17 protein-coding genes are annotated in these 14,506 nt (G+C 61.7%); all 17 read left to right on the plus strand.

Annotation, left to right across the window (positions count from 1 at the left end; all coding sequences use genetic code 11):
- The first annotated feature begins 9 nt into the window (after positions 1-9).
- The 17 genes from CAF79_RS07935 to CAF79_RS08015 all read left to right on the plus strand — a co-directional run bounded on the left by CAF79_RS07935 (position 10) and on the right by CAF79_RS08015 (position 14,502).
- Positions 10-1,026, plus strand: a complete 1,017-nt coding sequence (locus CAF79_RS07935; protein WP_085697362.1) for a phage tail protein — start codon at positions 10-12, stop codon at positions 1,024-1,026.
- 45 nt (positions 1,027-1,071) lie between these two features.
- Positions 1,072-1,656 carry a hypothetical protein gene (locus CAF79_RS07940; protein WP_085697363.1) on the plus strand — a complete coding sequence of 195 codons (585 nt, stop codon included), beginning with the start codon at positions 1,072-1,074 and terminating at the stop codon, positions 1,654-1,656.
- Positions 1,653-1,832: a DUF2635 domain-containing protein gene (locus CAF79_RS07945; protein ID WP_007954893.1), complete on the plus strand. Its 180-nt coding sequence runs from the start codon at positions 1,653-1,655 to the stop codon at positions 1,830-1,832. The genes CAF79_RS07940 and CAF79_RS07945 overlap by 4 nt, the downstream gene beginning before the upstream one ends.
- On the plus strand, positions 1,832-3,328 hold the full coding sequence (locus tag CAF79_RS07950; protein ID WP_085697364.1) for a phage tail sheath subtilisin-like domain-containing protein: 1,497 nt from the start codon (positions 1,832-1,834) through the stop codon (positions 3,326-3,328). Before CAF79_RS07945 ends, CAF79_RS07950 begins: the two co-directional genes overlap by 1 nt.
- Positions 3,329-3,395: 67 nt before the next feature.
- Positions 3,396-3,743, plus strand: a complete 348-nt coding sequence (locus CAF79_RS07955) for a phage tail tube protein (protein ID WP_085697365.1) — start codon at positions 3,396-3,398, stop codon at positions 3,741-3,743.
- Entirely contained in the window at positions 3,740-4,036 is a 297-nt protein-coding gene (locus tag CAF79_RS07960; RefSeq protein WP_003222226.1) for a phage tail assembly protein, read from the plus strand. The genes CAF79_RS07955 and CAF79_RS07960 overlap by 4 nt, the downstream gene beginning before the upstream one ends.
- A gap of 130 nt (positions 4,037-4,166) precedes the next feature.
- A complete protein-coding gene (locus CAF79_RS07965) occupies positions 4,167-6,062 on the plus strand; it encodes a phage tail protein (RefSeq protein WP_139832567.1) in 1,896 nt (631 codons plus the stop codon).
- On the plus strand, positions 6,049-7,284 hold the full coding sequence (locus tag CAF79_RS07970) for a DNA circularization protein (protein WP_085697366.1): 1,236 nt from the start codon (positions 6,049-6,051) through the stop codon (positions 7,282-7,284). The genes CAF79_RS07965 and CAF79_RS07970 overlap by 14 nt, the downstream gene beginning before the upstream one ends.
- A gap of 3 nt (positions 7,285-7,287) precedes the next feature.
- On the plus strand, positions 7,288-8,331 hold the full coding sequence (locus tag CAF79_RS07975) for a phage baseplate assembly protein (RefSeq protein ID WP_085697367.1): 1,044 nt from the start codon (positions 7,288-7,290) through the stop codon (positions 8,329-8,331).
- Between the two features lie 179 nt (positions 8,332-8,510).
- Positions 8,511-9,020 (plus strand): phage baseplate assembly protein V, encoded by a 510-nt coding sequence (locus CAF79_RS07980; RefSeq protein WP_085697368.1) that lies wholly within the window; start codon positions 8,511-8,513, stop codon positions 9,018-9,020.
- Positions 9,020-9,418: a phage GP46 family protein gene (locus CAF79_RS07985; protein ID WP_007954906.1), complete on the plus strand. Its 399-nt coding sequence runs from the start codon at positions 9,020-9,022 to the stop codon at positions 9,416-9,418. The genes CAF79_RS07980 and CAF79_RS07985 overlap by 1 nt, the downstream gene beginning before the upstream one ends.
- Entirely contained in the window at positions 9,408-10,451 is a 1,044-nt protein-coding gene (locus CAF79_RS07990; protein WP_085697369.1) for a baseplate J/gp47 family protein, read from the plus strand. Before CAF79_RS07985 ends, CAF79_RS07990 begins: the two co-directional genes overlap by 11 nt.
- Positions 10,439-11,038, plus strand: a complete 600-nt coding sequence (locus CAF79_RS07995; RefSeq protein WP_085697370.1) for a YmfQ family protein — start codon at positions 10,439-10,441, stop codon at positions 11,036-11,038. The genes CAF79_RS07990 and CAF79_RS07995 overlap by 13 nt, the downstream gene beginning before the upstream one ends.
- Positions 11,039-11,049: 11 nt before the next feature.
- The gene (locus CAF79_RS08000) at positions 11,050-12,207 is read left to right on the plus strand and encodes a phage tail protein (RefSeq protein ID WP_085697371.1); all 1,158 of its coding nucleotides are present in this window, start codon (positions 11,050-11,052) and stop codon (positions 12,205-12,207) included.
- Entirely contained in the window at positions 12,204-12,719 is a 516-nt protein-coding gene (locus CAF79_RS08005) for a phage tail protein (protein ID WP_085697372.1), read from the plus strand. The genes CAF79_RS08000 and CAF79_RS08005 overlap by 4 nt, the downstream gene beginning before the upstream one ends.
- 129 nt (positions 12,720-12,848) lie before the next feature.
- A complete protein-coding gene (locus tag CAF79_RS08010) occupies positions 12,849-13,928 on the plus strand; it encodes a phage tail protein (protein ID WP_085697373.1) in 1,080 nt (359 codons plus the stop codon).
- A 7-nt stretch (positions 13,929-13,935) separates the two neighbouring features.
- Positions 13,936-14,502, plus strand: a complete 567-nt coding sequence (locus CAF79_RS08015; RefSeq protein ID WP_085697374.1) for a tail fiber assembly protein — start codon at positions 13,936-13,938, stop codon at positions 14,500-14,502.
- Positions 14,503-14,506: the final 4 nt, after the last annotated feature.

Consider the following 14,506-nt stretch of genomic DNA (forward strand, 5'->3'; position numbering starts at 1 on the left):
GGAGGCTGCATGGCACAGGGATTCACCCCGGTCGTGGAAATCTATGGGGCCAACGCGGCGCTGCTCAACCAGCGCCTGATGAGTTGGGAGCACGTCGATGCCGCCGGTATAGAGTCTGATCAACTGACGTTGACGATCGATCTGGAAGGGCTTGATGGCCTGCCAAAACTGGGTGGAAAAATCGGTCTTCGGGTTGGCTATCTTGAGTCGGGAATGGTCGATAAAGGCCTGTTCAAAATGACGCGCCTGACACCGACCCTGTTCCCGTTTCGCCTGACACTGGTCGCCACGGCCGCACCGTTCAGCGCCGCCGACGAGACCGGCTTCAAACAGCGGCGGACGGCGAGTCATGGCCCGACCACTCTGGGTGCACTGTTTCGCCAACTGGTTTCGCGCCACGGGTTTTCACCCAGGGTCGCGCCCGATCTGGCGTTGATCAGGATCGATCACATCGACCAATCCAACGAAACCGACATGGGTTTCCTGACGCGTCTGGCGAAGAAGTACAAAGTGATCGCCAAACCGGTGGGCGAGTTGTATGTGCTGGCGCGGCCCGGTCAGGTGAATTCACTGTCGGGCAAGGTACTGGCGGACGTGCGTCTGTCGGTAACCGAGAACAACCGTCCCGGCGATCACGCGTTCATCGGCGCGACCCTTGAAGAGACCGCCCGCGCGCAGGCCAAAGGCTGCAAAACCAGCTTCTGGGATAGCGCCAAAGGTGTGATGCGTGAGGTACTGACTGGCGAGGAGCCGTACAAGACCGTGCGTCAGACTTGCCAGAGCGAGGAGGAGGCCAAGGCTATCGGTGAGGGCGAAGTGCGCAAGATGCTGCGGGAAAAATACAAGGTGAAGATCACCTGCCCGGGCAATCCGCTGTTGTCTGCCGAAGGCCTGCTGTTGCTCGACGAGACCTGGCCTGACTTCCTGCGCGGTCGTTGGTCGATCGAAAAAGTGACTGCCAGCGGCAAGCGCGATGAAAGCTATCGCTGCGTCATCGAAGCCACGAGCCTCGATCCAAAAGCCTGATCGTTCAGGCATTCCCAGCAAAAAAATCCCTCTGGAACGCTCCCCATGAAGATCTCCCCGATCCTCACGCAGCTGCGTGCGCAATGCCCAAGCCTTGCCGGCCATATCGCGACAGGTGTCGACCTGGCGCTGCTGCAAGGTGACCCGAATCTGCCGACCCCGTCGGCTCATGTTTTACCCCAGGCCGACCTGGCCAGCGCCAGCACCGCCCAGAACTCCGCCAGCCAACCGATCCGCGACCGCTTCGAAATCATCCTGGTGCTCGACGCCACGGACGGCGCAAAAGCGCTGGATCTGTTGCACGACCTGCGCGCCGAACTGTGGCGTGCGCTGGTGGGTTTCAAACCCGACTCCAACTACAGCGCCATCGTTTATGACGGCGGCGAAACGGTCTCGATCAACACCAGCCGCGCTTTTTACCGGCTGCGCTTTTTTGCCGAGTTCCAGCTGGGCCGCAATCTGCCAAGTCAGCCTGCGGAGAGCTGGCACGAACGTGAACTGGACGGTTTGTCGTCCTTTACCGGGGCCACCGTTCGGGTCGATGCGATCGATCCGGCCGACCCCAACCTGAAACGCCCGGGCCCTGACGGGCGCGTGGAAATGACTTTCTCTGGAGACGTAACCCCATGAGCAACCGCATCACCGTAGTGCCGGCCGCCGGCCGTGCCGTGCCGGACCCGGAAGCCGGCGACCTGCTGCCACTGGAAGGCCGTGAAGTGCTGGACAGCGCCTGGTGGCGCCGGCGTCTGGCCGACGGCGATATCACCCTCAAAACCGCAACAGCCAAACAAAAGGGAGCCAAATAATGGCGATCGGATTCAGCAACATTCCTGCGGACATTCGTGTACCGCTGTTCTATGCCGAAATGGACAACTCGGCCGCCAATAGCGCGTCCTCGTCCATGCGCCGCCTGATCGTGGCGCAGGTCAACGACAACATCGCCCCGAGCGAAGTCGGCAAACTGGTGCTGGTCTCCAGCGTGGCACTGGCCAAGAGCATTGGCGGCCAGGGCTCGATGCTCGCCTCGATGTACGAGACCTTCCGCAAGGCCGACCCGATCGGTGAGATCTGGTGCCTGCCGCTGCACAACGCCACCGGCGCCATCGCCAAAGGCGTAGTGACCCTGACCGGCACCGCGACTCAGGCTGGCGTGCTCAACCTGTATGTCGGCGGCGTCCGCGTGCAGGCCACCGTCGTCAACGGTGCCACCGCTGCCCAGGCGGCCACCGCCCTGGCACAGAAAATCAACGCCACCGCCGATTTGCCGGTGAGCGCTGCGGCTGCCGAAGGCGTCGTCACCCTGAACGCCAAATGGACTGGCGAGAGCGGTAACGACATCAGCCTGCAATTCAATCGCCTGGGCAAGAGCAACGGTGAAGAAACCCCGGCCGGCCTGACCACCGCGATCACCGCCATGACCGGCGGCGTCGGTGTGCCTGACCAGGTTGAAGCGGTGGCCGCACTGGGCGACGAGCCGTTCGAGTTCATCGCGCTGCCATGGTCCGACCTGGCTACCCTCAACACATGGCAAGCGGTGATGGACGACAGCACCGGTCGCTGGTCGTGGGCCAAGCAACTGTTCGGTCACGTCTACAGTGCCAAGCGCGGCACCGTCGGCACGCTGGTGGCCGCCGGTCAGGCCCGCAACGACCAGCACATGACCATTCAGGCGCTGGAGCCGGGCGTTCCGCAACCGGTGTGGGTACAAGCTGCGGCACTGGCTGCACGCACTGCGGTGTTCATCTCCGCTGACGCCAGCCGTCCGACCCAAAGCGGCAGCCTGCCAGGCGTCGATCCGGCACCGGCCAGCGAGCGCTTCACCCTGACCGAGCGTCAGTCGCTGCTCAACTACGGCATCGCCACCGCGTACTACGAAGGCGGTTACGTGCGCATCCAGCGCTCGATCACCACCTACCAGAAGAACGCTTACGGCCAGGCCGACAACTCGTACCTGGACAGCGAAACCATGCACCAGTCGGCGTTCATCGTGCGTCGTCTGCAAAGCGTGATCACCAGCAAGTACGGTCGCCACAAACTGGCTTCCGACGGCACCCGTTTCGGCGCCGGCCAGCCGATCGTCACCCCGGCAACCATTCGCGGTGAGCTGATCGCCCAGTACGCCAAGCTCGAACTCGAAGGCCACGTGGAAAACGCCGAGCTGTTCGCCGAGCACTTGATCGTCGAGCGCGACGTGCAGGACCCGAGCCGCGTGAACGTGCTGTTCCCACCGGATTACATCAACGGTCTGCGCGTGTTCGCATTGCTCAACCAGTTCCGTCTGCAGTACGACGACGTCGCCTGATCGGTGCGTTTGACACTGTGATTTCAGCCCACCTTGCGTGGGCTTTTTATTTGAAGGGAGTAACACCATGGGTCAACTGATTGCAGGCACCTGCTACGTCAAGGTCGACGGTGCACAACTGACCATCAACGGCGGCTGCGAAGCCCCGCTGATGGCCGTCAAACGCGAAACCGTCGTGCCGGGTTTCTATAAGGAAACCGACGTTGCGCCGTCGTTCAAGGTGACCGCGCTGCACACCGCCGACTTCCCGCTGAAGAAGCTGATCGAAGGCACCGACATCACCGTCACCTGCGAATTCAGCAACGGCAAAGTCTACGTGCTGGCCGGTGCCTACCTGGTCGAAGAGCCAGTCTCCAAGGGCGATGACGCCACCATCGAACTGAAATTCGAAGGCATCAAGGGGACCTGGCAATGAGCGGCGCCGTGAAGCTTCAAGTTGCGATCGAAGCTCACGGCGAGCCCCTGACCGAGCTCGTCCTGCGCCGTCCGACGGTGCAGGAAGTGCGAGCGATCAAGGCGCTGCCGTACAAGATCGACAAGAGCGAAGAGGTCAGCCTCGACATGGACGTGGCGGCCAAATACATCGCCGTGTGCGCCGGCATTCCGCCGTCGTCGGTCAACCAGTTGGACCTGGCTGACCTCAATGCGCTGAGCTGGGCCGTTGCGAGTTTTTTCATGAGTGCGGCGTCGGAGCCATCACCGACCTGATTTCGGTCGCCTACGACCTGGCCTGGTTCTGGAAGGTTGACCCCGAACAGATGATGGCCAGGCCACTGGATGTGCTTCGAGAATCGCTGGAGCACGCGCAACGGATCAATGCGATGCAGCAGGTGCAGTGATGGCAGAAGAAACCAAAGCTAAAGCGTCGGTGCTGCTAACCGGCATCGACGAACTGTCACCCAAACTCGGCGCCCTGCGAGTGAGGGTCGATGACTTCAAGAAAAACCTCGAACAGACCGGCCTCGGCAAACTCGACATCAGCGGTCTGTTCAAGGGCGGCAGCGTGATTACGCCGTTCGTGGACGGCATCAAATCGGCTGCGGCGTTTCAGGGCAAGCTTGCCGAGGTCAGCGAGGCGGCGAAAACCGTCGACCTGCCGGAAACACCGAAAGCCGCCGCGCAGAACATGAACGTGTTCAGTGCGTCCATGGAGAAAGTGTCCGCTGCGGTGGACGCCGCACTGATACCGGCAGTGGGCGCATTGGTGGTCGGGCTGGAACCGATGCTGACCCAGGTCGGCAGCCTGCTGGCCGACAACCCGAAACTGGTCGAAGGCCTGGCAGCGGGGGCGATTGCGTTTTCCGCGATGCAGACCGCCGTCACCGGTATGACCCAGGTGATGGACGTGATGAGCATGGTGCTCAAGACCAATCCGATCATGCTGATCGCCATGGGTATTGCCGTGGCGGCCGGTTTGATCGTGGCCAACTGGACACCCATTTCCGCGTTCTTCACCGGATTGTGGGAGGGCGTGAAAAACGCCGGAGCCAGTGCAATGGCGATGTTGCGCTCGGTGCTCGACTGGCGGCCGCTGGAGACACTGGCGACGTTGTGGGAACCGGTCACCGGTTTCTTCTCGGGAGTCTGGGACAAGGTCAAGGCCGTGACCGCGCCGGTGATCGACTTCTTCAAGTCGGTTTTCTCGTGGTCGCCCGCAGGCCTGATCCTGGAAAACTGGGGGCCGTTGACCGGTCTGTTTTCGGCGATCTGGGAATTGCTCAAGGCCTTGAGTGTGCCGGTGATGGCGTTTCTCAGAAACCTGTTCGATTTCTCGCCGATGCAGATGATCAACAGTGCATGGGGCGGTGTTGTCAGGTTCTTCGAACCGATGTTCAGCGGCCTGCGAAAAGCCGCGCAACCGGCTAAAGATTTCCTGTTGTCGTTGTTCGACTTCTCGCCCATGCAGATGATCACCAGCGCCTGGGGCGGTGTCATTGCGTACTTCCAGCCGGTATGGACGACGCTGCAATCGGCCGTACAAATCACCCGGGATACGTTGCGGACACTGTTCGATTTTTTCCCGATGGAGATGATCACCAGCGCCTGGGGTGGTGTCGTCGGATTCTTCGAACCGATCTGGACGGCACTGCAAGCGTCAGTGCAACAGGTCAAAGGCTTTTTCACCGGTCTGTTCGAGTGGTCGCCGCTGGAGCAGATTGCACAGTACTGGCAGCCGATCGGTGAGGTTTTCTCGGCGCTGTGGGGGGTTGTACTCGCGCTGTCCGCGCCGGTCGTGGATTTTTTGCACGGCCTGTTCGAATGGAAACCTCTGGATCAGATCATCGAGAGCTGGGGACCGATCACCGAGTGGTTCGGCGAGCTGTGGCAAAAGCTGCAAACCGTCATCGCACCGATCAAGGAACTGTTCGACGGTGGCTTCGCCGGGCTGATCGCCAAGGTCACCGGCAAGGTCGAAACCCTGACCGAAGCGCAACGCCAGACCAATGCCGAAGGCAAGGGCGAACTGGCGCCGGCATTCTTCGGTGCCAGCCCGAAACCCGAGGGTGGCGGTGCGTTGCAGGGCGGCTCGTTGCCGCAATCCTCCAGCGCCCTGATCCAGCAAAGCGCCGCCAACAACCGCACGCAACTCGAGGGCGGCCTGACGGTGCGCTTCGAAAACGCGCCGGCGGGGCTGCGTACCGATCAACCGCAAACCAATCAACCGGGGCTGGCGCTCAGTTCGCGCATCGGCTATCGCTCGCTGTCCATGGGAGGTTCCAATGAACTGGCGTGACCGTTTGTTGCCGGCATCCTTTCGCGGTGTCGGCTTCTGGATCGACCAGGCGAAAACCCCGGTCGGCCGCAAGGGGCAGTTGCACGAATATCCGCAACGCGACCTGCCGTTTTTCGAGGACCTCGGTCAACAGGCCAAGACTCACGACCTGACGGCGTTCATCATCGGTGCCGATTGCCTGGAGCAGCGCGACAAACTGCTCCAGGCCCTGGAGCAGGGCAGCGGCGAACTGGTGCATCCGTGGCTGGGCCGCTTGCAGGTCAAGGTCGGCGAATGCGACATGACCCACACCCGCCAGGACGGCGGGATGGTGACGTTCAGCCTGAAGTTCTACCCCGACCGACCGCTGCCGTTTCCGACGGCGACGGTCAGTACGCAAAAAGTCCTGCTGATCAAGGCCGACGGTTTGCTCGGTTCGGCGGTGGCGCGCTTCGAACAGGCGATGATCCTGATCAAGGCGGCGCGGATCGGCATCACCAATCTGCGCAACAGCCTCACCGGCGTTTATGACGTGATCAAGGAGCAACTCAAACCGCTGATCGCGCAATACAAGCAGATCACCGAATTGGTCAGGGCCGTGAAGGAACTGCCCAAGGAAGTAGCGGCGGAGTTCAAGGGCTTGCTCGGCGATATCAAGGAGCTCAAGGAATTCGCGAAGGAAGGCTACCGTGGCGTGATTGCCGACGTGTCCCAACAGATCGAAGCCATCCGCAAGGCCGACGCGCCGAAAATCACCACCGGCAAGGACACCAACGCCGCCGCGCAAGCGATGGCCAATCTGGTGCAGGACACCCTGATCGTCAAAGTGGCGCAATGGGTGGCCTCGATGCCGGTGGCGTCTACCCCGGTCAAACTGAATTCGACACCTTCGCTGGACCAGCAGTCGAAGCAGCCGGTCAGCCGTCAGGAAGTGCCGGTCACCGATGATCTGCAAACATTGCAAAAAGAGCTGATCGAAGCGCTGCAAAAGGCCCAGGACAAGGCCGATCCCGCGCACTATCAGGCCATCGCCGATGTGAAGGAAGCGCTGATCGCGCACCTCAAGGCTGTGGCGTCGTCCGGTGTGCGGCTGGTCAGCAAAACCTTCCAGGAAACCTTTCCGGCTGTGGTCGTGGCCTACAAGCAGTTTGGCGACGCCACCCGAGTGACCGAGGTCATTCAGCGCAATGGTCTATCTCATCCGAGCTTCTCACCCAACGAAGTCAAGGTTTCCAGGGAGTGAGTCATGAACGAGACTGACAACCGTGTGACGCTGACCGTCAACAGCATGGAATACGGTGGCTGGAAAAGCGTGGAAATCACCGCGGATCTGGAGCGCCAGTTCCGCACCTTCAAACTCGACATCACCTGGCAATGGCCTGGGCAGACCGTGGATCAGCGGATCAAGGCCGGTGACCCGTGCGAAGTGCGGATCGGCAAGGATCTGGTGCTCACCGGTTACGTGTTCAAGGCCCCGATCAGCTATGACGGGCGGCAAATCAGCCTGAGCATCGAAGGCAGTTCCAAAACCCAGGATCTGGTCGATTGTTCGGCGCGAAACAACCCCGGCCAATGGCAGGATCAATCGCTGTTGAACATCGTCCAGGCCCTGGCCATGGAGTACGCGTTGATGGTGGTCAACGAAATTCCCGAAACCGCACGCCTGAGCAAGCACACGATCGTTCCGGGTGAAACGGTGTTTCAGTCGATCGACCGTCTGCTCTCGCTGTACCGGGTGTTTTCCACCGATGATGCCGAGGGCCGGCTGGTGCTGGCCAAACCGGGCAGCGGCGGTCGCGCCAGCGATGCGCTGGAGCTGGGCAAGAACATTCTCTCGGCCAATGCGCCGATGGATCACAGCCAGGTGTTCTCCGAGTATCGGGTGATCGGTCAGCAGAAGGGCAACGACAAGAAGAGCGGGGCGGCGGTCAGCGAGGTTGAATCCAGCGCGACTGACCTGAGCTTCAAGCGTCGGCGCACCACGATCATCAACGAAGGCTCGCAACTGACGTTCGAACTGGCCCAGCAACGGGCCCAGTGGGAAAGCGCCACGCGCATGGGCCGGGCGCTGACCACTACCTATCAGGTGCAGGGCTGGCGTCAGTCCAACGGCGACCTGTGGCGCCACAACACGCTGGTGAAGGTCAAGGATCCGGTGCTCGGTTTCGATGGCGACATGCTGATCTCCAAGGTGACGTACTCGCTGTCGGCGCAAGGCTCGGTCACCACCCTGCAGGTGGCTCCGCCGCACACATTCGACGCGAACCCGACTCCCCCGAAAAAAACCTGAGTCTGACGCCGAGCCAGACTGGCATCACCTGACCCTGTGGGAGCGGGCTTGCCCGCGATAGCTGTGGTTACCGCAAACACTTCTTTGCCTGACACACCGCCATCGCGGGCAAGTCGACCCGTCGCACCGCCGCCCCCACAGGGTTTGTCTGTGGCTGGCCGACTTCTAGAGGAAAACCTATGAGCCTACTGACACGCCTGCTGGCGCGCGGCACTGTCGTGCTCGCCAATTCGGCATCCAAGCTGCAATCGCTGCAAATGCGCCTCACCGCCGGTGAAGTGAACGACGACATGGAGCACTTCGAACCCTACGGCTTCACCAGCCACCCGCTGGCCGGTGCCGAAGGCGTCGTCACGTTCCTCGGCGGCGACCGTTCCCACGCCATCGCCCTGGTGGTCGCCGACCGTCGCTATCGCTTGCAGTCGCTGGCGGCCGGTGAAGTGGCGATCTACACCGACGAAGGCGACAGGATCCACTTCAAGCGCGGGCGGATCATCGACATCGAAACCGCCACGCTCAACATCCGCGCCAGCACCGCCGTGAACTTCGAGACGCCGGTGATCAACCAGACCGGCAAGATCGTTTCCAAAGACGATCAAGTGGCCGGCGGCATCAGTCAAATCAGGCACGTACACGTTGGCGTGCAGGCGGGCAGCGGCCAGACCGGCGCGCCGGCGGGAGGTCAGTGATGCTTTTCAGTCAGAACCTCCACGCCGCGCTGACCCGAGCCGTACTGATCAGCCTGTTCACCTGGCGCCGCGCCGCCGACGACGATGCCCTCGACGATGAGGAGCGTTTCGGCTGGTGGGGCGACACCTTTCCCACCGTTGCCGACGATCGCATCGGCTCGCGGCTGTGGCTGCTGCGCCGGGTCAAGCTGACCCGGCAGACCCAGATGGATGCCGAGTTCTATGCCCGCGAAGCCTTGCAATGGCTGATCGACGACGGCCATTGCAGCGCCATCGACATCATCAGCGAACGCCTCGACGCCCAGCGCCTGAACCTGCGCACGGTCCTGACCCTGGCCGACGGCGAACGCCTGGACATCAATCCCGATAACAGTTGGCAGGTGATCTATGCCGTTTGAAACCCCTTCGCTGCCGGTGCTGATCAAGCGCACCCAAAGCGACCTGGCCGGCGATTCGCTGCGCCAGTCCGATGCGCAAGTCCTGGCCCGCACACTCGGCGGCGCCGCTTATGGTCTGTACGGCTACCTCGACTGGATTGCCGAGCAGATCCTGCCCGACACCGCCGATGAATCGACCCTGGAACGGATCGCCGCATTGCGCCTGAACCAGCCGCGCAAACCGGCGCAGGTCGCCACCGGCACGGTCAGCTTCAACGCCACGGCGGGCGCGGTGCTGGACGCCGATACATTGCTGCAATCGAGCGACGGTCGCACCTTCAAAGTCACTGCCGCGCGCACCACCGTCAATGGCGTCAACAGCACTTCCATCGCGGCGCTGGATGCCGGCAGCCTGGGCAATGCCGAGGCAGGGCTGGCGCTGACGCCGGTGCAGCCAGTCACCGGTGTGGTCAGTAACAGCTTTGTCGTACTGGCGCCGGGACTCAACGGCGGTGTGGCGCGGGAAAGTCTGGAGTCGCTGCGCTCGCGGGTGATCCGTTCCTATCGCGTCATCCCACACGGCGGTTCGGCCAGCGATTATGAAACCTGGGCGCTGGAAGTGCCGGGTGTGACCCGCGCGTGGTGCCGTGGTGGCTTCCTCGGACCGGGCACCGTCGGCGTGTACATCATGCGCGACGATGATCCGCAGCCAGTACCGAATGCCGATCAACTGGCCGAAGTGCAGGCCTACATCGAACCGCTGCGCCCGGTGACCGCCGAAGTCCACGTGCGTCCTCCGGTGCAGAAACCGGTGACCTATCAGTTGAAGCTGACCCCCGACACCACCGCCGTGCGCGCCGCTGTTGAAACCCAGTTGCGCGACCTGCACAACCGTGAAGCCGATCTGGGCGAAGATCTGTTGATCAGCCATATCCGCGAAGCGATCAGCAGCGCGGCGGGTGAGACCGATCACGTGCTGTCGGCCCCGGTGGCGAACGTGGCCGCAGCTGACAGTGAACTGCTCACCTTCGGGGGGTGCGTATGGCTGCCATAAGAACCGCCGCGCAATACCAGGCGCAACTGCGCGCCTTGCTGCCGAGCGGTCCGGCGTGGGATCCGGAGCGCGTGCCGGAACTCGAAGAAGTGCTGCAAGGCGTCGCCGTCGAACTGGCGCGCCTCGACGCTCGCGCCGCTGATCTGCTCAACGAAATGGACCCGGCCGGCGTCAGCGAACTGGTGCCGGACTGGGAACAGGTAATGAACCTGCCCGACCCATGCCTTGGCGCCACGCCGCTGTTCGACGACCGTCGCCTCGCCGTGCGCCGCCGCTTGCTGGCGGTCGGCAGCCAGGCCGTCGGTTACTACCTGGAAATCGCCAAAAGCCAGGGTTACCCCAACGCCACCATCACCGAACTCGAAGCACCGCGCATGGGCCGCTCGCGTTTCGGCGCGGCGCACTGGGGCACCTGGGAAGCGCAGTTCATGTGGACGCTCAACACCGGCGGCCGGCTGCTGCTCGGCCGGCGTTTCGGCGCGAGCTACTGGGGCGAACGCTTCGGCGTGAATCCGGGATCGGCGCTTGAGTGCCTGATCCACCGCGCGGCGCCGGCGCATACCAAGGTGCACATCAACTATGACTAGGGAGTAGCGCAATGGATTATCCGAAGAGTGTGCCGAGCGCCGGTCTGGTGAACGGGAAATTTATCGATGAAAACCCGTTGACCGGGACGCCGGGGTCGTTGATTCCGGCGGACTGGGGTAACGGTGTCACGCAGGAAATTCTTAACGTGATCACGGCCGGGGACCTGACTCCGGACGAGAAGAAATACGATCAGTTGCTCCAGGCGATTCAGAGTGTTTCGGCCAAGGGCTGGAATCAGGATCTCGCGTTGCCATTGGCCGCGTTGCCGTTGCCGACCGTGGCCACGGCTGACGCCCGGATGCCGATCACGCCGGCCGCCGCATCGACCAGCGGCGGACGAGTGTCGGTGCCGGCGGGCATTTACGTCAGCATCGGTCAGGAAGTGGTGGCGGGGCAGTTGGGACGTTCGCGAACGTTCACCACTCAGGCCTGGAGTAGCGCCGATCTGCTGCCGAGTTCGGGTTACTTTCTGCGGGCGCAGGTGGTGGGTGGGGCGCTGACGTTTTACATGCAGCGCGGGACGATTTACGACGCGACGCCCGAGTCTCTGAAAGGCACTGTCAAAGGTGCTGCCGGTGGCGGTTTCCAGAGTTCGGTGCTGGACATGTGCCTGGCCTGGGTGGTCACCGGTGCTCCAGGCTCTGTGCCGGTAGTGCGCTCGATTTACAACCGGGCGCGTTTGACTTGGACGCAGACCGTCAACGGCACCGGTGCGGTGTTTTTGCCGCTCGATCCCCATGCTCGTGCTGCGCGGTTGATCGTGGGTAACCCGACGCCTTCGTCGACTGCCGTGACGAGCGTCGCCTTTCCAAGCGCCGGATGGGCAGGCGGCAACTACAGCTACCTGTCGCCGGTTTCAACGGGTGTATCCAACAATGCGGGCGGCTGGAATCCTACCACTGCGCAGCCATGTGTAGTGTTCACCAACAACATCGTCAACGACGTCACCGTGTCCACCCTGACCGCCAGTTTCGACCATGCCAATCTGCGTTCTCTGTGGCAGTCCTATCAGGCTGAGCACAACCTGGCGCAGGCCAGCGCCGACAGCGATGAATTGCTATTGAGCATGGGCATCAAGAGTCATCCGCTGAACGACTACAGCGTCGGCATCGCGATCAATTTCGGGGACGCCGTGAACGTTCAGTTGCAATGGGAGCTCATTCGATGATCGTCATTCAGGAACTGCATCAGATCGACGGCGAATTACGTCCGCCGGCTCCATCGGCCGCCCATGACTGGAATGGCGAACAGTGGGTGGTCAACGAAGAAAGGGCGGCGCTGCTCGATCAGCAGGCCGCCGAACAGTTGTGTGCCAGAGTCGATGCGACCGCTGACGCCATTCGCATTCAACTGGCCGGCGATCCGCTCAAAGCCCTGGAATACGCCCAGGCCGCCATCGACGCTCAGGCCTTTCAGGACGCCGGTTACCCGAAAAAGGAAGTGCCGCTGTCCGTCGCCGCGTGGGTTGCTAAGGGCCGTTCGGCGAAACAGTCCGCCGAGCAGATTCTCGACAAGGCCGCCCAGCTCAGCGACAGCCTGCTGACTCTGCGCACCTTGCGCCTGAAAGCCAAGACCCAGATTCGTGCTTATGCAAGTAAAGGCCATATGGATCAGGCCCGGACTGCCGCCGATGAGGCGTTGCTGGCCATTCGTGAACTGACGGCCAACTCGACCTCCTAATCGCACTCGCGTCACCCAAGCCCACCTCACGGTGGGCTTTTTATTTTCAGAAACAGAAGCGTTTTGAGCCTTTGCGAGTACCCGCGCGCGGCCACGTTTCATTTGTCATTTCAGAGGAATGAACATCCGATGGATTACCCAAAAAGCGTCCCCAGCGTCGGCCTGGTCAATGGCCGGTTCGTCGATGAAAACCCGGTGGCGGGAACGCCGGGATCGTTGATTCCGGCGGTGTGGGGCAACAGCGTGACGCAAGAGATTCTCAACGTGATTACCGGCGCCGGGCTGACAGCCGCCGAGGCCGATACCGGTCAGTTGCTCAAAGCCATTCAGTCGATTGTCGGCAATGCCAGTCCGATGCGTTCGGTAGTGACACGGCTGACTGCATCCAAGGCGTTGACCGACCCGGAGCTGGGCCTGGTGTTGATCGATGGCGGATCCAGCGCCGTGACGGTCACGTTGCCGCCGGCGAACGCGGGCCTGGGCGTACGCGATGTGATTGTTCGGCGCATGGATAACAGCGGCAACCGCCTGATCGTTCAGGCGTCGGGTTCCGACCGCATCCGTTTTCACACTCACCTTTCACCCAGCGGTTATCCGTTTCTGGTGTTGATGGGGGCGGGAGACTGGTGGCATCTGCGCAGTGACGCAGCGGGTAGCTGGTGGCCAGTCGGACGCCTAGACGGCTCGTCACTGGGTCACATTGCCTTCGAGACCAGTCTTTCCGTTTTGCCGGGTGGCTATGCGGCTTTGAATGGCTCGTTACTCAATCGCTCGGATTGGCCGTGGCTCTGGGACCACGCGCAACAGTCCGGCATGTTGCGTTCCGAAGCTGATCGTGCCGGTGCATGGTCCCTGGGGGACGGAGCCACAAACTTCCGATTACCAGAGGCCCGCGGTGAGTTTCTACGGGTACTGGCAGAGGGCGGTCTGATCGATCCCGGACGTGTGCCGGGCTCTTGGCAAAAAGGCTCGCTGGTCCAGGGCGACAATGGCATTGGCGACAATATTTTGTTTGCTACGCACATCAATAGCCAAAAGGCCCAGTTGGGTTTCGATATGGGGAGTTACACCGATTACGTGGGCTCCACGGTCAAATACATCACTCCTTCCGAGACTGTTTCGCCGATTTCGGACGCAGACCTGTTGAATCATGGCGGCATCACGCGTCCTCGAAATATCGCCTATCCGGGTCGGATCAAACTTATCTGAGGTGCCCATGTTTAATTACTTGTTTGATCACGTGGGCTGTCTGTCTGGTCCCGTGGAGTTTGCCGAAACGCCTGGTCTCGGCATCCAGTTGCCCAGTAATTCGGTGCAGCTGCCTTTTGAGTTGCCATCGCCTGGAAGTGGCCGTGTCTGGGCTCTGGTGAACAATATTCCTCGTGAAGTGACCGATCACCGTGGAGTGGTTTACAGAAAAGACAGTGGAGCGAAACAAATATGGGATGAACCGGGTGAGTTACCGGATCACCTCACTGCCGAGCTCTGGCCTGGGGAGGGGTATATCTGGAATGGTCAGGCATGGATGCTCGATGAAGCGGCACATTTATCCGCGATCAAGTCTGTCCTTGTCGACAAGCGTGACACGCTGCTGCGCGACGCGGTCCTGCGCATCGCCCCCCTGCAATACGCCGAAGACATCGGCGACGCCAGCCACGAAGAGCAACTGCAATTACTCGAATGGAAGCTCTACAGCGTGGAGCTGAACCGCATCGAAAAACAGGCCGGTTTTCCCCGCGAGGTCACCTGGCCGGCAGTGCCCGGCGCAACCTTAACCAACTGATCGC

The sequence above is a fragment of the Pseudomonas sp. B26(2017) genome, assembly GCF_002113045.1.
GTDB lineage: Bacteria > Pseudomonadota > Gammaproteobacteria > Pseudomonadales > Pseudomonadaceae > Aquipseudomonas.